Source organism: Flavobacteriales bacterium (assembly GCA_016715895.1).
GTDB lineage: Bacteria > Bacteroidota > Bacteroidia > Flavobacteriales_F > PHOS-HE28 > PHOS-HE28.
This window is the reverse complement of record JADJXH010000004.1, coordinates 197,765-216,400: the sequence shown is the minus strand read 5'-3', so window position 1 is coordinate 216,400 and position 18,636 is coordinate 197,765. Positions and strand designations below refer to the sequence as shown.

The 18,636-nt window shown below is 67.0% G+C and carries 13 protein-coding genes and 1 tRNA gene; 6 read left to right on the top strand and 8 right to left on the bottom strand.

The genetic code is table 11. The features are described 5' to 3' along the window. Positions 1 to 5: 5 nt before the first annotated feature. From IPM49_09545 to IPM49_09525, 5 genes are all read right to left on the bottom strand, one after another. Positions 6 to 521, bottom strand: coding sequence for a hypothetical protein (locus tag IPM49_09545; GenBank protein ID MBK9274769.1), 516 nt, complete (start codon positions 519 to 521; stop codon positions 6 to 8). Next, a complete protein-coding gene (locus IPM49_09540; protein MBK9274768.1) occupies positions 518 to 1,414 on the bottom strand; it encodes a hypothetical protein in 897 nt (298 codons plus the stop codon). Before IPM49_09540 ends, IPM49_09545 begins: the two co-directional genes overlap by 4 nt. Beyond that, positions 1,411 to 3,441, bottom strand: coding sequence for a thioredoxin domain-containing protein (locus IPM49_09535; GenBank protein ID MBK9274767.1), 2,031 nt, complete (start codon positions 3,439 to 3,441; stop codon positions 1,411 to 1,413). Before IPM49_09535 ends, IPM49_09540 begins: the two co-directional genes overlap by 4 nt. A 174-nt stretch (positions 3,442 to 3,615) precedes the next feature. Continuing rightward, positions 3,616 to 4,065, bottom strand: a complete 450-nt coding sequence (locus tag IPM49_09530) for an LEA type 2 family protein (protein ID MBK9274766.1) — start codon at positions 4,063 to 4,065, stop codon at positions 3,616 to 3,618. Positions 4,066 to 4,094: 29 nt separating this feature from the next. Next, positions 4,095 to 5,474, bottom strand: a complete 1,380-nt coding sequence (locus IPM49_09525; protein MBK9274765.1) for a dipeptidase — start codon at positions 5,472 to 5,474, stop codon at positions 4,095 to 4,097. Positions 5,475 to 5,642: 168 nt separating this feature from the next. Between IPM49_09525 and IPM49_09520 the strand changes: the two genes are divergently transcribed. From IPM49_09520 to IPM49_09500, 5 genes are all read left to right on the top strand, one after another. After that, entirely contained in the window at positions 5,643 to 8,729 is a 3,087-nt protein-coding gene (locus IPM49_09520) for a choice-of-anchor L domain-containing protein (GenBank protein ID MBK9274764.1), read from the top strand. Positions 8,730 to 8,836: 107 nt separating this feature from the next. Further along, positions 8,837 to 11,503 carry a choice-of-anchor L domain-containing protein gene (locus IPM49_09515; GenBank protein MBK9274763.1) on the top strand — a complete coding sequence of 889 codons (2,667 nt, stop codon included), beginning with the start codon at positions 8,837 to 8,839 and terminating at the stop codon, positions 11,501 to 11,503. Position 11,504: 1 nt separating this feature from the next. Next, entirely contained in the window at positions 11,505 to 13,733 is a 2,229-nt protein-coding gene (locus IPM49_09510; GenBank protein MBK9274762.1) for a choice-of-anchor L domain-containing protein, read from the top strand. A gap of 20 nt (positions 13,734 to 13,753) precedes the next feature. After that, positions 13,754 to 13,960: a T9SS type A sorting domain-containing protein gene (locus tag IPM49_09505; protein ID MBK9274761.1), complete on the top strand. Its 207-nt coding sequence runs from the start codon at positions 13,754 to 13,756 to the stop codon at positions 13,958 to 13,960. A gap of 278 nt (positions 13,961 to 14,238) precedes the next feature. Continuing rightward, positions 14,239 to 15,333, top strand: coding sequence for a T9SS type A sorting domain-containing protein (locus tag IPM49_09500; GenBank protein MBK9274760.1), 1,095 nt, complete (start codon positions 14,239 to 14,241; stop codon positions 15,331 to 15,333). 10 nt (positions 15,334 to 15,343) lie between these two features. On the opposite strand, the gene IPM49_09495 is transcribed toward IPM49_09500, so the two are convergent. Beyond that, positions 15,344 to 16,876: a 2,3-bisphosphoglycerate-independent phosphoglycerate mutase gene (locus IPM49_09495; protein MBK9274759.1), complete on the bottom strand. Its 1,533-nt coding sequence runs from the start codon at positions 16,874 to 16,876 to the stop codon at positions 15,344 to 15,346. After that, positions 16,876 to 17,826, bottom strand: a complete 951-nt coding sequence (locus tag IPM49_09490) for a hypothetical protein (GenBank protein MBK9274758.1) — start codon at positions 17,824 to 17,826, stop codon at positions 16,876 to 16,878. The genes IPM49_09495 and IPM49_09490 overlap by 1 nt, the downstream gene beginning before the upstream one ends. A gap of 49 nt (positions 17,827 to 17,875) precedes the next feature. Between IPM49_09490 and IPM49_09485 the strand changes: the two genes are divergently transcribed. After that, positions 17,876 to 18,469: an HD domain-containing protein gene (locus IPM49_09485; GenBank protein ID MBK9274757.1), complete on the top strand. Its 594-nt coding sequence runs from the start codon at positions 17,876 to 17,878 to the stop codon at positions 18,467 to 18,469. Positions 18,470 to 18,503: 34 nt separating this feature from the next. Here the strand turns inward: IPM49_09485 and IPM49_09480 are convergent. Then, positions 18,504 to 18,579 (bottom strand) — tRNA-Phe (locus IPM49_09480). Positions 18,580 to 18,636: the final 57 nt, after the last annotated feature.

Below are 18,636 nucleotides of genomic sequence, written 5' to 3'. Positions count from 1 at the left end.
GCGGGTCACAAGGCGGCCAGGATCACCAGCAGCGCTGCGGGGCTCAGCTCCCCTTCGATCACCAGGACGGCGTCGCCCTTGCGCGCGAAGGCCCCGTCCGCCAGGAACACCGCGTTGCCCTCGATGAGGAAGGCCGCCTCCGCCTTGCTGCAGAAGGCGCCATCGCTGCGGAACACGGCGGGCCCATCGGCCACCAGGGCACAGGTGCCCCGCGCGCACAACGGCCCCGAAGCATGCACGAGCCCGTTCCCGTCCAGCAGGTAGGCGCAATCGCCGCGCGACCAGTTGCCGTCGGCACTGCGGAACACCCGATCGCCCTCGATGAGGTAGACGCAAGGACCGCGGGTTCCGAAGGGACCGCTCGCCGTGTGGATGGCGCCGCCCTCGACCACGAAGGCCGCATCACCCGGACGGGCCAGGGGGCCGTAGGCCCAGCGCACAAGCGCCTGCTGCGCACGAACGCTGCCCGCACCGGACATCAACAGGAGCGCCAACAGGAGGGAAGCGGTGTGCCGTGTCATCGTCGTTCGGTATGATAGCGGACCACATGGATCTGGCCGGTGGTCATGTCCTTGGTGAGCCGCGCCTTCAGGAACATCGTGTGCTCCTCGTACAGGTACTCCTCATGGCGCACATGGCGGTCATCGTGGTACACCTCCCGCGTGGTGAGGTTCCCGGCGGGGTCATACCGGTAGGTCGCCATGGTGCTGCGGGCCTCCCGAAGATCGGGCTGCACGATGCGTTCCGCCAGCCGGCCCTTCTCGTCGTAGCGGAAGCTCACGCGCGAGCGCCGTCCGCTCACCGGGTAGCGGTCCTCGATGCTGCGCAGGTAGCCCCATTGATCGTAGGCGTGGCGTTGCTCGCGGTAGGGCAGGCCCAGGTTGTTGCGGTACTCCCGCACCCAGGCGGTGTCGCTCTCGGTGCGGTAGGTGTACCGCTCATCGCTGATCACGGTGCGCTCGCCCGGTTGGAACCGGTAGCGATCGGGCCCCGTGTTGGCCACGCGCACATAGGTCTCGCTTACCGGCCGTCCTAGGCTGTCCAGGGCGGTCTCCAACAGGTAGTGCCCGGCCAGGTCCGTGCGCAGTTGGGCCACCGATCGTCCGACGGCATCGTACGTCCAGGCCACCGAGGTGGTGTCCAGCCCGCTGCCCGGACGGCCGTGGGTGCTGTTGCTGTATACCAGGCGACCCTCCGCATCAAAGCGGTGGAGCAGCCGTTCGGGCAGCTCGCGCATGGGCTGGCCCTCCGGTTTCACCGAGGGAACGCCGGTGATGGCGGACACGCGGTTGCGTTGCATGAAGGCCGCATCCCAGGGTGGGTGTTCGGTCTCGCGGTCGCTGGGGACCACGCGGAGCATCTGTGCCGCCGCTGTTTCGGGCAGCAGGAGCAGGGAGAGCAGGACCAGCCTCATCGCAGTTGTCGAAGGGCCTCGTCCACGGTGCCCACCGGCATCCGGCAGGTCTTGTTCTCGCACACGTAGATGGTGGAGGCGCCCGGCAGCAGCTTGCCCTCCAGCAGCGGAAGCGTTGATGCGGCCGAGCCGCCGAGGAACACCGCGTTGGGCACGTAGTGCCGTCCGAAACCGAGCCGCAGTGCCTGTGCATCAGGACCCGTTATGGCGATCTCGTGGAAGGGGAACACGTGCGCCTGCATCAGCAGCGCCCAGTTGCTGTAGCCCCCGGGATAGCTGTCCATCTGCCCCTTCACGTTCTGCAGCATCTGCTCGCTGAGGGCCAGATAGCGCGGTCGGTCCAGCAGGTGGCCCAGCAGGAAGAGCCCCCGGGCCATGCTGCTGTTGGAGGCGGGGATCACGTTGTCGTTCACCTCCTTGCGGCGGGCCACCAACGGCGGGTCGAGGTCGCTGGTGAAGTGGAACATGGCGCTGGTGCTGTCGTGGAAGTGGGCGATCGCGTATTCAGCGAGCTTCTCCGCTTCGCGCACGTGCGCCTCGTCGAAGGTGACGCCGTACAGCGCCAGCAGGGCCTCGATGGTGAAGCAGTAGTCCTCCAGGTAGCCGTTGATGGTGGCCTTGCCGTTCTTGTAGCTGTGCCACAGGCCGCCGTCGGGCCTCCGGCATAGGCCGAGCAGCAGGGCCATGGTGCGCTTCGCCTGTTCCAGGTAGGCCGGTGTCCCCAGGGCTTCGTACGCATCCGCGTAGGCCTGCACGGTGAGCGCGTTCCAGCTCACCAACGCCTTGTCGTCCAGGCCGGGCCGTTCGCGGCCTGCGCGGGCCTCCAGCAGCTTGGTGTTGATGGCGTCGATGCGGGTGCGCAAGGCGGCCGGGTCCATGCCGTTGCGCTGCGCGAAGGTGCTGTCGTCCACCGGGCGCAGCAGGATGTTGCGTCCATGTTCCCACAGCCCTTCCCCGCCCACGGCGTACAGCTTCATCGCCAGCTCATGGTCGGTGCCGAGCGCCGTGCGCAGCTCCTCTTCGGTCCACACATAGAACCGGCCCTCCTCGCCCTCGCTGTCGGCGTCGAGCGCGCTGAAGTACGCGCCTTCCGGAGAACGCATCTCGCGCTCGAGGAACGCGAGCGTGCGCTCCACCACCCGCCGATGCTCCGGGTCGCCATAGGCCTTCCACGCCTGGCTGTAAAGGCTCACGAGCTGTGCGTTGTCGTACAGCATCTTCTCGAAGTGCGGCACCTTCCACAGCACATCGGTGCTGTAGCGCGCGAAGCCACCGCCCACCTGGTCGAAGAGACCGCCGCGCGCCATGCGGTCCAGGGTGAGCTTCACGTGGGCCTTCAGCGCCGGGTCGTTCGTGAGCCAGGCCTGCTGCAGCAGGAACAGGTAGTTGTTGGGCATGGGGAACTTCGGCGCGCGGTCCGGCCCGCCGTGCTCGTTGTCGAACTGCTTTTCCCACACGTCCACGAAGCGGTCGAGCTCCTTGCGGGAGAAGGGCGCCGGATCCTCATTGAGCACCACGAGGTCCAGCTCGGCGATGCCCTGTTGCAGGCGGTCGGCATAGCTGCGCACCCGGTCGGGCTCCTGCGCCCAGGTGGTGCCCAGGTCCTGCAGCAACTGTTTCCATTGCGCCGGTGCGAAGTAGGTGCCTCCGTACACCGGGCGGCCATCGGGCAGCGCGAAGCAGTTGAGCGGCCAGCCCCCACGCCCGGTCATCAGCTGCACCGCGCCCATGTACACCTGGTCCACGTCCGGCCGCTCCTCGCGGTCCACCTTGATGCAGATGAAGCGCTCGTTCATCAGTTCGGCGATGCTGTCGTTCTCGAAGCTCTCGCGCTCCATCACGTGGCACCAGTGGCAGCTGCTGTAGCCCACACTGATCAGCACCAGCTTGTTCTGAGCGCGCGCGGAATCGAAGGCCTCCTGGCCCCAGGGGTACCAGTCCACCGGGTTGTGGGCATGCTGCAGCAGGTAGGGGCTCGATTCGTGGACCAGGCGGTTGGTGTGTCGGTGCGCGGTGCTGTCGTTCATGGATCCGGGATCGTCGGTACCGCCACCTCCGCACCCCCCGGCGGACAGGAGCAGGGCCGCGCATCCGGGGAGCAGCAGGTGGTGGGTCATGGGTTCAAAGTAAGCCCGGTGGCGGGGCGTCCGAACGAGCGTTCCGCTGCGGGTCGTCAACAACCGGGCGTGCGGTATGCCGCCTCATGGCTGAAGGGGGGCCTCCAGGCGGATCGGGATGCGCTTCCGCACCAGCCCGGCCCGGGCGCGCACCGTGCCCTCGGCACTCAACAGCGGTCGGTCGCCGAGCAGCACGCCCAGGCCCATCACCAGCAGCGGCTCGCCCTCCATCCGCGCGTGGAACGGAACGTGCAGAAGGGTCGTGCCTCGCGCGGGCACCACCAGCGCGGTGTCCAGCACCGCCGTGCCGATGCGCGTGTCGTTCAGGAACAGGTCGAGCTCGGGCTCGCCCACGCGGATCCGATAGCCGTTGGGGTTCGTCACCTTGACCTCGGCACGCACCGACAGGCCGTTGGCGTCCATCCCGGCGAGGTGCACCGCCTCCACGCCGTCGATGGTGACCTCGCGGTAGGTGCCGCAGCCGGCCAGCGCCAGCCACAGGATCAGGGCCGGAGGGCCGCAGCGACGAAGCATGCGGGTACCGGTCAACGACCGTGCCGGGCTCACGCCCGGCCGTTCATCAGCGCGGCGTAGTGATGGAAGAAGCGCGGGATCGTGCGGATGCCCATCATGTAGTTGAACACGCCGTAGTGCTCGTCCGGGCTGTGGATGTTGTCCGAGTCCAGCCCGAAGCCGAACAGCACGGTCTTCAAGCCCAGCTCCGCCTCGAACAGGGCCACGATGGGGATGCTGCCCCCGCCACGGGTGGGGATCGGGGTCTTGCCGAACGCCTCCTCCATGGCCTTGCTCGCAGCGCGGTAGGCCACCGAGTCGATGGGCGTCACTGCGGCCTCGCCGCCATGGTGGGGACGCACCGCCACCTTGACGCCCGGCGGCGCGATGCGCACGAAGTGCTCCTGGAACAGGCGGGTGATCGCCTCGCTCTTCTGGTCGGGCACCAGGCGCATGCTGATCTTGGCGAAGGCCTTCGATGGCAGCACCGTCTTGGCGCCCTCGCCGATGTAGCCCCCCCAGATGCCGTTGACGTCGAGCGTGGGCCGGATGCTGCTGCGCTCCTCGGTGGTGTAGCCCTTTTCCCCGCGCACCGCATCGATGGCCAGGTCCTTCTTGTACGCCTCCTCGTCGAAGGGGGCCTCGGCCAGGGCCTTGCGTTCAGCGGCGCTCAGTTCACGCACCGCCTCGTAGAAACCGGGGATCGTGATGCGCCGGTCGGCATCGTGCAGGCTGGCGATCATCTCGCACAGGGCGTTGATCGGGTTGGCCACGGCGCCGCCGTACACCCCGCTGTGCAGGTCGCGGTTGGGGCCGGTGACCTCCACCTCCAGATAGCTCAGGCCCCGCAGGCCCGTGTTGATGCTGGGCACGTCATTGGCGATCATCGCCGTGTCGCTGATCAGCACCACGTCGGCCTTGAGGCGCTCCTTGTTGGCCTTCACGAAGACCCCGAGATTGTCGCTGCCCACTTCCTCCTCCCCCTCGATCATGAACTTCACGTTGCAGGGCAGTCCGCCGTTCCTGAGCATGGCTTCCACCGCCTTCACGTGCATGTAGAACTGGCCCTTGTCGTCGGCGCTGCCGCGGGCATAGATCACTCCGTCCTTGATCACCGGTTCGAACGGCGGGGAGGTCCACAGGTCCAGCGGGTCGGGCGGCTGCACATCGTAGTGCCCATAGACCAGCACCGTCGGCTTGGCGGGGTCCACGATCTTCTCCCCGTACACGATGGGGTGGCCGGCCGTGGGGCAGATCTCCGCGCGGTCCACCCCGGCCTCCACCAGGCGCTGCTTGACGGCCTCGGCGCAACGCTGCACATCGGCCTTGTACTTGGGGTCGGCGCTGACGCTGGGGATGCGCAGCAGGTCCATCAGTTCGGCCAGGTAGCGGTCCTGGTTGGCATCGACGTAGGCGAGGAGGTCCTTCACGACATTTCGGTATTTGACCCACGAAGGCTCCTGGCGGACCTTCGCGGTGGGTAAGGGCCCGCAAGATAGCCGCCCGCCGGCTGCGCGATCACCCCTGCCAGTTGCTCGTCCCCGCTGCCCGCCCTGCCGGACCGGCGCTTGTTTCGCCTCCCGAACGACCCCCACGCCATGACCCGCGCCCTTCTACCCGTCCTGATCGTCCTTGCCACCGGGCCCGCCAGCGCCCAGTTGCTGATCAACAACGCTCCCACGCCTCAGAACCTGGTGCAGAGCACCCTGCTGGGGGGCGGTGTGGTGGCCAGCAACGTGGAGTACAACGGCATCATCGGTGCTCCGGGCGGTCAGCCCGGCTGTGGCGCCTTCACCGCCAACGGCACCAACCTGGGTCTGGCCTCGGGCATCATCCTCTCCACAGGCTTTGTTTCCGACGCGCCCGGCATGGGCGACATGACCTTCGCCAGCGCCGGCCTTTTCACCGGGACCGACCCCGACCTGGCCGCACTTTCCGGTGTGCAGATCAGCGATGCCACGGTCCTGGAGTTCGACTTCGTGCCGACCGGCAACTCCGTCGAGTTCCGCTTTGTGTTCGCCTCTGAGGAGTATCCGGAGTATGTGTGCGCCCTGGTGAACGATGCCTTCGGCTTCTTCCTCAGCGGTCCGGGCATCAACGGCCCGTTCACCAACAACGCGATCAACCTGGCCCAGATCCCCGGCACCGGTGTGCCGGTGACCATCAACACCCTCAATGGCGGAACGCCCGGCGATCCCCTGAACGGCTGCGACCCCTTCAACTGTGCCGCCGCCGATCCCAACTGGGTGGCCAACAGCGCGTATTACGTGGACAACTTCTTCGGCAACACCATCACCTACGACGGGATGACCTCCGTGCTGACGGCAGGTGCCCAGGTGCAGTGCGGCCAGACCTATCACATCAAGCTGGCCATCGGCGACGGCGGCGATGAGATCTACGACTCGGCCGTGTTCCTGGAGGGCGGCAGCTTCGCCAGCGCCCAGCCGGTGGTGAACGCCTCGCCCGATGTGAACCTCCCGTGCAGCGGCTCGGTGGACATCAGCATCCTGAACGTCAACGGCGGCACCCCGCCCTACACCTACGAATGGACCCTGAACGGCACCCCGGTGAGCACCAACCAGACCATCACCGTGGGGCAGGGCCAGCAAGGCACCTACGTGGCCACGGTGACCGACGGCTGCGGTGCGGTGGTGCAGGAACCCGTGGTGGTCGGCGCCCCCATCAGCCCGCCCATGAACCTGACGGTGACCCCGGACCTCAACCTGCCCTGCAGCGGTTCGGTGGACTTGGAGGTGCTGAGCCTCACTGGTGGCACGGCACCTTTCACCTACGCATGGACGCTCAACGGTGCGCCGGTGGGCAATGGCACCACCATCACCGTGCCCAACACCGCTCCTGGCACCTACGTGCTGACGGTGGATGACAACTGCGGCGGCAGCGTCCAGGAGAGCGTCGTGGTCGGCGCCCCCATCAGCCCACCCATGAACCTGACGCTGACGGCCGACCTCAACCTGCCCTGCAGCGGTTCGGTGGACCTGGAGGTGTTGAGCCTCACCGGTGGCACGGCCCCCTTCACCTATGCGTGGACCCTCAACGGTGCACCGGTCGGCAACGGCACCTCCATCACGGTGCCCAACACGGCCCCTGGCACCTATGTGCTCACAGTGGATGACAACTGCGCCGGCACGGTGCAAGGGACCGTGGTGGTGGGCGCCCCCGTGAGCCCCCCCATGACCCTGACCCTGAGCCCGGACGTGACCCTCGACTGCCTGGGCACCGCCGACCTCAGTGTGATCAACGTCGCGGGCGGCACGCCCCCCTTCACGTACAGCTGGACCCTGAACGGCAACCCGGTGGGCACGGGCACCACCATCCCCGTGGACGCCACCGCCCCAGGCACCTACACCGTGACCGTGAACGACAATTGCGCCGGTGTGCAACAGGGCACCATCACCGTGACGGTGCTGCCCCCGGCCGTGCTGGCCGTCACGGCTTCGCCCGACGTGGAGCTCCCCTGCCAGGGCAGTGTGCTGCTGGAGGTACTGAACGTGGCCGGTGGGGTGGGTCCGTACACCTACGAGTGGACGGTGAACGGCACCAGCCAGGGCAATGGCACCACCCTGAGCGTGCCCGCCGGCTCGCCCGGGGCTTATCTGGTCACTGTACAGGATGCCTGCGGAGGCTCGGGTACGGCGACCGTGCAGGTGAGCCCGCCGAACATGCCCACGCTTACCATCACCCCTGGTGGACCCTATACCGTGCCCTGCCTGGGCGATGCCGCGACCCTGACCCCTGGCGTGACCGGTGGCGACGGCCAGTACAGCTATGTGTGGACCGATGATGCCGGGAACAACGTCGGTTCCGGACCTTCCCTGACCGTGCCGGTGACCGGCGATGCGACATACACCCTGGAGGTGGCCGATAATTGCGGCCAGCAGACCAGCGCCACCGTGGTGGTGGACGCCCCGGCGCCGCTGGAGCTGGTGCTGCCCACCACGGCCGTGGCCTGCGAAGGCGGCAGCGCCACGGTGACCGCAGGCGGGGTGGGCGGGGGAGGGGACTACACCTTCCTCTGGCAGCCCTCGGGCGACACCACCGCCGCGGTGACCGTGTTCCCCGAGGCCGACACCACCCTGACGGTGACGGTGACCGATGCCTGCGGCGCCAGCGCGAGCGGGGCGGTGACCGTGTTGGTGGAGATCCCCGTGGTGGACATCACCGTCAGCGAGCTCGGCGGGGATGAGTTCCGCTTCATCGCGCAATGCCTGCCGGGCGCCGAGACCTTCCATTGGACCTTCAGCACCGGTGCGCAGGCCTTCGGGGCCACCGTGGAGAACACCTTCGCCGACGGTGACCAGTACTGGGCCACGGTGACGGCCACCACCCCCGCCGGCTGCACCGATGTGGACTCGGTGTTCATGCAGCCCTCCGCACAGCTCTTCTTCCCCAATGCGTTCACCCCGGACGGGGACGGCATCAACGATGCTTGGGGCCCAGTGGGTTACGCCCTGACCGAGGTGACCTACACGATCTTCGACCGCTGGGGCGCGGTGGTCTTCACCACGGAGGAGCTGGGCCGCACCTGGGACGGCCGTTTCGCCAACGGGCAGCCCTGCCCCACGGGGGTCTATGTGTACCAGTACCAAGCTAAGGGCCAGCGGTTCCCCTCCACCAAGGGCATCGGTTCGGTGACCCTGCTGGGCCAGGACATCGCGTCGGAGTGAGTCCGGGCCTTTTCGGGGTGGCCGTCGGGCAACGGATGGGCACCGCAGGCAGTCATGTGGTCGTCAAGGCTTAATTTTCAAGGCTTTTTCCACCCGCCATGGCCCCGATGAACCGCTCCCTTCTCGCCCTGTGCGCGCTGCTTCCCCTGGGCAGTTCCGCCCAGTTGGTGGTGACCAATACGCAGACCCCGGCCCAGCTGGTGCAGAACGTGCTCCTCGGCGGCGGGGTGACGGCCAGCAACTTCACCTTCAATGGATTGCCGGCCAACACCATCAACCCCCAGGCCGGCGAGTTCGACGGCACGACCTCCAATGTGGGCCTGGCCGCCGGCATGATCATGGGATCCGGCGATGTCACCTTCGCCATCGGCCCCAACAACATCGGCAGCGGCTCGGCCGGCGGCGGCAACTGGGGCTTCAACGACCCTGATCTGGACCAATTGAGCGGTGTGGCCACCCACGATGCCGCCATCCTGGAGTTCGACTTCATCCCCACCGGGGATTCGCTCAAGTTCAATTACGTCTTTGGCTCCGAGGAGTACGATGAGTACGTCTGTGGGACCGTGAACGACGTGTTCGGCTTCTTCCTCAGCGGGCCGGGCATCGCCGGTCCCTTCACCAACAACGCCATCAACATCGCCCTGGTGCCCGGCACCCAGGTGCCCGTATCGATCAACACCGTGAACAACGGGACCGTAGGCGCGAACGGAACGGCCTCCAACTGCGCCGCACTGGACCCGAACTGGATGAACAACAACATCTACTACAGCTCGAACGCCAACGGCACCACGGTGCAGTACGACGGCATGACCGTGGTGCTGACCGCCCGTGCCCAGGTCGTTTGCGGCCAGACCTACCACATCAAGATCGCGATCGCGGACGGTGGCGACACCGCTTTCGACAGCGGCGTGTTCCTGGAGGCGGGAAGTTTCGTGAGCACCGGGCAGGTGATCCCCGACCTCGTGAGCGGCGTGCTCGTGAACGACAGCACCATGCTGGAGGGCTGCGGGCTGGTGGATTTCACCTTCTACCGCATGGGCGACACCTCCAACACCGACACGGTGAACCTCGCCATCCTGGGCACGGCCACACCGGGTGTGGACTACAGCCCGCCCTTTCCCAGCCAGCTGATCTACTATCCCGGCGACACGGCCATCACCTTCCTGCTCACCATCCCGCAGGATGCCGATGGCATGGAATCCATCATCATCCAGATCCAGCAGCTGATCCAGTGCGCCGGCATCCAGATCCAGACCGAGTTCCACTTCTACATCGATTCACCACCCCCGCTGGACATCCAGGCCAGCAACATCCAGAGCGACTGCAACCTCACGGAGGTCCTGGCGCCGGTCGTGTCCGGGGGATCCGGCAACTACCAGTACAGCTGGAGCACGGGCGAGACCACGCCCACCATCTCCGTATCGCCGGGCGTGACCACCACCTACACCCTCACCGTGAGCGACACGTGCAGCATCGTGCCGGCCACCGTGGACATCACCGTCGACGTGCCGGTGTACGCCCCCATGGTGCTGACGCTGACGCCCGACACGGCCATTCCCTGCCTGGGCGATGCGGACCTCAGCGTGCTGAACGTGGCCGGCGGTGATGGCAACTTCAGTTACGAATGGACCACCGGCACCACGGTGGTGGGCTCCACCGCCACGGTGAACGTCGATGCCGGTCCGCCCACCTACTATGTGGCCACGGTGACCGATGGCTGCGGATCCACCGCCCAGGACAGCGTGCTCACCACCACGGCCCCGCTGCCGCCGATCGAGATCGTCACCAACGGCGACCCGACCGTCATCTGCGTCGGTGACACCACCACCATCTCGATCGCCTCCGTCACCGGTGGCAACGGCGTATACACCTACATCTGGGAGGATGCGAACGGAACGGTGATCGCCACGGGGACCAGCGTGGATGTCCCGGTGCCGGCCGACGCCGTGTACACCTTCACGGCCAGCGACCAGTGCGGCTACACCGGCAGCGCCGTCGTGGCCACCTACATCCCGCACCCGGAGCCCCTGGTGATCGACCTCACCGAGGACCAGGTGATCTGCTACGGCGACAGCATCCTGCTCAGCGCGCAGATCACCGGCGGGTCCGGCATCTACCGCATCGAGTGGCCGCTGCTGGCGCACACCGACCCTGAGGTGATGGTGACCCCGCTGAGCGCGACCACCTACGTGGTGAACGTGTACGAGGAATGTGGCCTGTTCAACAGCGCCCAGGTGGAGATCGAGGTGGAGCCCACCCTGGCCGATATCGTGGTGACCAACGAGGGCATCGACGACTGGCAGTTCGACGCGGCCACCTATCCGGAACCCATCTACTACTTCTGGAACCTCGGCGACGGCACGAAGGCGAGCACCCAGCAGGTGTCGCACAGCTACACCGACATGGAGGACCACTGGGTGCATCTGGAGATCGTGACGGCCAACGGCTGCCGGGCAACCGACTCGGTGTACATCATCCCGCCGGCGCAGATCCACTTCCCCAACGCCTTCACGCCCGACGGCGACGGCATCAACGAGGTCTTCGGGCCGGTGAGCCACATGGTGTCCAGCTACGAGATGACCATCTTCGACCGCTGGGGCGAGCAGATCTTCGCCTCGTCGGAGGAAGAGCCGGTGTGGGACGGCAAGGTGAACGGCAACATGGCGCCCACCGGCGTCTACGTGTACAAGTACAAGGCCGAGGGCCACTACATGCCGCCGCAGGAAGGGTACGGTCACGTGACCCTCATCCGTGGCACGATCCAGGAGAACTGACATGATGCGAGGAACCGACCGTGGCCTGCTGCTGGCCACCCTGCTGCTGCCCGCCGTGGCGGGGGCGCAGATCACCGTGGACAACACCCAGACCCCGGAGCAGCTCGTGCAGAACGTGCTGTTGGGCGGTGGCATCACGGTGAGCAACGTGACTTTCAACGGGCAGCCGGGCAACGTGATCAACGACCAGATCGGCAGCTTCGACGGCACCAACTCCAACGTGAACATCGCCCAGGGCCTGGTGATGTGCAGCGGCACCATCGACGAGGTGGTGGGCCCCAACAACACCGACGGGTTGACGCTGGGACCCGCATCCCCGGACTTCACCGGGGATATCGACCTGGAGACCATCTCCCAGCAGAACGTGAACGACAAGGCCGTGCTCGAGTTCGACTTCGTGCCGGCCGGTGATTCGCTCAAGTTCCGCTTCGTCTTCGGCAGCGAGGAGTACAACGAGTACGTCTGCTCCACCTTCAACGATGTCTTCGGCTTCTTCCTGAGCGGTCCCGGCATCAACGGGCCCTTCAGCAACAACGCCGAGAACATCGCCCTGATCCCCGGCACCAGCGTGCCCATCGGCATCAACACGGTGAACAACGGCTCGGCCGGCACCTTCGGCGACCCCGCCAACTGCGCGGCGGTGGACCCGAACTGGCAGAGCAACAGCAGCTTCTACTTCGACAACGCCGGCGGCCTCACCGTGCAGTACGACGGCTTCACCGTGGTGCTCACGGCCCGCGCACTGGTGCAGTGCGGCGAGACCTACCACATCAAGCTGGCCATCGCCGATGCCTTCGATTCGGCCCTGGACAGCGGCGTGTTCCTGGAGGGCGGCAGCTTCAGCAGCAATCCCTTCATCCCCGCGCTGCAGCCCGGTCCGGGCGTGTTCGGCGATGTGGTCTTCGAGAGCTGCTTCCCGGTGGCCCTCAACTTCGTGCGGGTGGGCGACATCAGCCAGCCGGACACGGTGTACCTCACCTACGGCGGCACCTCCACACCCGGCTTGGACTACTTCCCACCACTGCCCGACACGCTGCTCTTCGCCGGCGGCCAGGGCAGCATCCCTTTCCAGCTCAACGTGCCGGTGGACGGCGATGGCGATGAGACCATCGAGATCACCCTGCTGGTGCCTGGCGGCTGCAACGGCCAGCCCATCGAGGTCACCTACACCTTCTTCATCCAGAGCGTGCCCGAGCTGCAGGTGACCTCCACGGGTGCGACCGTGGCCTGCGGCGAGAGCGTGGACCTGACGGCCACCATCACCGGAGGCTTCGGCTTCCATGACCTGTTGTGGAGCACGGGCGACACCAGCGCCACCATCACCGTCACGGCCTTCGCCGCGCAGGACATCACCGTGATCGCCACGGACACCTGCGGCCTGGCCCCGGACACGGCCTTCGCCACCATCACGTTGACGCCGCCGCCGCCCATTTCGCTGAGCATCATCGGCCCGGACGACCTCGTGGAGGGCTGCGATTCCACCGTGGTCCGCGTGACACGCCCGCAAGGCACCACCGGCGACCTCACCCTCCAGCTGGTGCAGAGCGGCACGGCCACCAACGGCACCGACCACAGCACCGTGCCCGCCCTCATCACCATCCCCAACGGCAGCAACCAGATCGACCTGCCGGTGAACGCGCTGAACGATGGCACTGCGGATGGCACGGAGACCGCGACGATCACCGCCACCTACACGAACGCCTGCGGGCAGGCCGTGACCGCGAACGTGACGATCACCATCACCGACCCGCAACCGCTGAGCCTGCTGGGCGATGACGTGCTGGCCGAATGCACGGACAGCCTGGTGCTGGTGGTGGCGGCCTCCGGAGGAACGGGGACCATCGGTCTGCTGTGGGCGGACGGGACCGTGGGCACCACGCTCTGGGTGCCCGGTGATGTGGACGGCACTTATCCGGTGACGGCCACCGATGCCTGCGGACAGACGGCCACCCTCGCGATCGATGTGGAGGTGGACTGCGAGATCTTCATCCCGAACGTGTTCAGCCCGAACGGCGATGGCCAGAACGACCGCTTCGAGATCGAGGGCATCCAGAGCCGGCAGAACACGGTGCGCGTGTTCAACCGCTGGGGCCAGGTGGTCTTCGAGGCCAACAACTACCGCAACACTTGGGATGGGCGCAACGTGCCCGACGGCACCTACTTCTATGAGGTGGTGGTGGAAGGTGGTGAAGGGCCCTTCACCGGCCACCTGACCATCCTGAACAACTAGCGGACCCTCACCCGGCCACGATGAACAACAGCGTCGGCCTCTCTCGTGGTAAGGAACTGATATCGGTGGCGGTGTTCGACCTGCGCGGAAGGACGTGCAGTACCGAGATCACGCGCACTAAGGGAAGTGCCGAGCTCGATGTCTCCCGGCTCTCCGCCGGTGTCTATGTTGTGCGAGCTACTGACCGGGAGGGTCGGATCTCGCTGGCCCGATTCGTGAAGCAATGACCTCATTTCGTACGCTTGGCCTTGTTGGCTTGGTTTGCACCATGTCGGTCAGTGGTCAGTGGTTGACCATGGATGGTGGTGTCAGTTGGATGGCTTACTCGTTAGCCATCACTCCGGACTCCACAGAACTCGTGGTCGGTGGCAACTTCCGGTATTGCGGTGCAGATAGTATTCCCGCGCATGGTTTGGCTGCGTGGGATGGCGCAGCTTGGACTGTGGATGACCTTGCGGGTGGTGATGGCTTCCCATTGAATTCGCTGGGATGCAACATGTCAACCATGGCTTGGTTTCATGATACGCTGTTCATCGGGCCATTCTGTAGTGGTTTCCAATGGGTCGATGACTGGGGGGATGGGGTGTACCTGGCCAACGGGCAATGGCACGGCATGGGTGTGATGGATGGTCCACTAGCAATTCTCCCAGTGCATGACCGCCTGTTCGTGGGCGGGGTGGCCAGCACGGTGAACGGCCAGTACATGCCCGGGGTGCGGGAGTGGCGGATGGATTCGCTGCGCCCCCTGCCGAACGCGCCCTGGACGCTGCCGGCCTCGGTGTACGGTGCCGCCTTGTGGAAGGACCGCTATTACTTCGGCGGGGTGTTCCAGGTGTTGGGCACCCGCAAGATCGTGTCCTTTGATGGGGTGGACCAGTGGGAGGGCCTGGCCGGCGGCGTGGGCGGCAACTTCGTGTCCACCCTGTGCGGCTATGGGGACTCCCTGTATGTGGGCGGTTTCTTCCTGAACGGGTCGGATCCCGATGTGTACAGCGACCACCTGCAGGTGTGGGACGGCACGGCATGGCATCCGTTCTTTCCCGAGGTGGACTTCGAGGGCAGCGTGACGGACATCCAGGTGCATGCGGGCGCGCTGTACATCAGCGGGGTGTACCACTTCGTGGGGGACACCACCTTATACGGAGTACTGCGCTATGACGGGCAGCAGCTCTGCGCCTTGGGCGGGCACATGTATTCGGATCATGGGGAGATGGCCTTCTTCCAGAACGACCTGTACATGGTGCTCCCTCCGCAGAACCCGCAACTGGCCTATGAGTTCGTGGGCTACCTGGACTTGGACACGGTGGAGCCGGACACGTGTGTGCAGGTGAGCACGGGGCTTCCAGAGCGGGGTGTGGCCGTGCCGATCTCGATCCACCCCAACCCGGCCACGGAACTGGTGCAGGTGGCCTTGTCAGTAGGTGGGGTCCTCCGCACGGTGGAGGTGCAGGATGCTCTGGGGCGCGTGGTGCATCGCCAGGCGCTACGGGCGCGGAGCGCGATGACGCTGGAGGTGGCCACGTGGCCGGCCGGCTGTTACCTGGTACGGGTGGAGGACCAGCACGGCCGCCGGGGTTCCGCACGCTTCATCAAGCACTGAACGGGCACCCTCACCCGGCCACCACGAGCGAGCGCCCGGTCATCTGCGCGGGCTGGGGAAGGCCCATGAGCTGCAGCAGGGTGGGCGCCACATCGGCCAGGATCCCATCGCGCAGCGTGCATCGCCGGTCGTCCACCAACACGATGGGCACCGGGTTGGTGCTGTGGGCGGTGTTGGGCGAACCGTCGGGGTTCAGGGCCTTGTCCGCGTTGCCGTGGTCGGCGATGATCACGAAGCTGTAGCCCGCCGCCCGGCCGGCGTCCACCACGCGGCCCAGGCAGGTGTCCGTGGTCTCCACGGCCTTCACCACCGCGCTGAACACGCCCGTGTGGCCCACCATGTCCGGGTTGGCGAAGTTGAGGATCACCAGATCGGGACCATCGGGCGTGAGCGCCTGCGCCACGCGGTCGGCCAGTTCCGGCGCGCTCATCTCGGGCTGCAGGTCGTAGGTGGCCACCTTGGGGCTGGCCACCAGGATGCGCTCCTCGCCGGGGTATGGCGCTTCGCGCCCGCCGCTGAAGAAGAAGGTGACGTGCGGGTACTTCTCCGTCTCCGCCGCGCGCACCTGCCGCAGCCCCGCCGCGCTCACCGTTTCGCCCAGCGTCATCGGCAACTCGTCCTTGCCCAGCACCACGCGCACATCGCGGTAGGTGGGGTCGTACTCGGTGAGGGTGACGTAGTGCAGCGGGAGCGGCGCCATGCCGTGCTCTGGGAAGGGCTGCTGCGTGAGGGCCTGGGTGATCTCGCGGCAGCGGTCGGTGCGGAAGTTGAAGCAGATCACCACGTCGCCGGGGCGGATGATGGCGAGCGGCGCACCGTCGGGTCCCGTGATCACGTGCGGCACGATGAACTCGTCGGTGATGCCTTCGGCGTAGCTGCGCGTGTAGGCCTCCGTGGCGTCGGCCACCGCCGTGCCCGTGCCGTGGACGAGCAGGTCGTAGGCGCGCTTCACCCGCTCCCAGCGCTTGTCGCGGTCCATGGCGTAGTAGCGGCCCACCACGCTGGCGATGTGCACCGGCAGCCCCTGCACCCCGGCGAGGAAGTTGCGCAAATAGCCCAGTCCGCTCTTCGGGTCCGCGTCGCGCCCGTCCGTGAAAGCGTGCACGAACACCTGCGGCACGCCCGCGTCCATGGCCGCGTGGCACAGCGCGCGCAGGTGGTCCTGGTGGCTGTGCACGCCGCCCTTGCTGAGCAGCCCGATGAAGTGCAGCCGGACACCGGGGGCGCAGGCTGTCCGGAACGCCTCCTGCAGCACGGCGTTGCGCGCCAGGGAACCGTCCTCCACGGCCTTGTCCACGCGCAGAAGGTCCTGGTACACCACGCGGCCCGCGCCGATGTTCAGGTGGCCCACTTCGCTGTTGCCCATCTGGCCGGCGGGCAGGCCCACGTGCTCACCGTCGGTGCGCAGGGTGGCGTGCGGGCAGGTGGCCAGCAGTTCCGTGAAACGCGGCGTGCGGGCCTGCGCGATCGCGTCGGTGCGGTCGCCGGCGCCGATGCCCCAGCCGTCGAGCACGACCAGGGCGATTTTGCGGGTTGCGGGCATCAGGAGGCGGTGGGGAAGGAGGCCGCGAAGATAGCCCCCCCCTGCGGGGCGTTGCGCACCGTGAGGGTGCCGCCCATGCGCCGCATGAGCCGCCGCGCGATGTAGAGGCCGAGCCCGGTGCCCTGTGCGCGCCGCGTGGACTCGTCGCCCCCGCGGTAGAGCCGATGGAAGATGCGTTCGCGCTCCTCCTCGGGCACGCCGGGGCCTTCATCGGCCACTTCGATCACGGCGGCACCGCCCTGCGGGCGCAGGCTCACGCGCACCCGGCTGCCGGGCGGGGTGTACTTGCCGGCGTTCTCCAGCAGATTGTCCAGCACCGAGCGCAACGCGAGGGCCTCGGCCTGTACGGTGAGCGTGTCCGGGGCCTCCAGCTCCACCGCGTGCCCGGCGAGGCCGGTGCCGTGCGCCTGGTCCACGGCCTGCCGCAGCACGGAGGCCACATCCACGGGGCCCACCTCCAGGGGCAGGTCGGTCTCCTCGGCCCGCGCCGCCAGAAGCACCTTGTCGGTGAGCGCCGCCAGCCGGTCCAGGTCGCCCACGGCGCGCGCGGCGAGGGCCTCGCGTTGTTCGGGCGACAGGGCGTGGCGCTGGAGGGTCTGCACGTTCAGCTTGGCCCCGGCGATGGGGGTGCGCAGCTCGTGGGTGACGGCCAGCAGGAAGTTGCGCTGCGCGCGCGCCAGCTGCAGGTCGCGCCGGATGGCCCGGTAGGTGAGCACCAGCGCGGCGATGAGCAGGGCCAGGAACACACTGCCCTCGCCCACCACCATGCGGAAGGTGCGGTCGGCGCGGCCGGGGTCGGTGCCCGTGGCCAGGTGGAACGCATCGATCAGGCCCTGCATCTCCTGGTCCTTGCGCACCAGCAGGTAGGCCCACCACAGCGATTGCAGCACGATGTACACCGCCAGGATGCCGAAGAGCAGGAGCGTGCGGCGGTGGCCTTTCGGGAACACGGCACGAAGGTACTGGTGTGCAGGGGGGCGTTATCTTGGCCGCAGCCGCATGGATCATCAGGCCGCCAAAGCCTACATCCTGCTGAAGCTCCGCGAGGAGCTTCCGGACCGCCGCACGTACCACAGCCTGGAGCACACGCTGGACGTGTACGCCGCGGTGATCGACATCGCGGCGCAGGAAGGGGTGGAAGGGGAGGACCTTGTGCTGTTGAAGACGGCCGCGCTCTACCACGATTCGGGATTCACCGAGCAGGATCTGCAGCACGAGGACGCCAGTTGCGCCATCGCCCGCAGGACGCTGCCCGGGTTCGGCTACGAGGGGCGGCAGGTGGAGCGGGTGTGCACCATGATCCAGGCCACGCGGATCCCGCACCAGCCCGAGGACGACCTCTCGCGGATCCTGTGCGATGCGGACCTCGACTACCTCGGGCGTACGGATTTCGAGCGCATCGGGGCCTTGTTGTTCGCCGAGCTGCGGGCCTATGGCGTGCTCTCCACGGAGTTGGAATGGAACCGCATCCAGGTGCGCTTTCTGGAGGAGCACCGCTTCTTCACCGCCACCAACCAGCGCGAGCGCGATCCCCTGAAGGCCGAGCACCTCAACGGCTTGCGGCGCTGGCTGGCCGACCACGACCCCGCCTGAACGCCGAAGGCCGGTCATGCGACCGGCCTCCGGGTGGTGGTGCCTCCCAGAATCGAACTGGGGACACACGGATTTTCAGTCCGTTGCTCTACCAGCTGAGCTAAGGCACCCTATGTTTCGCCCGCTTCCTGCCGAACAGGACGGCGGACAAGGGCGGCAAAGATAGT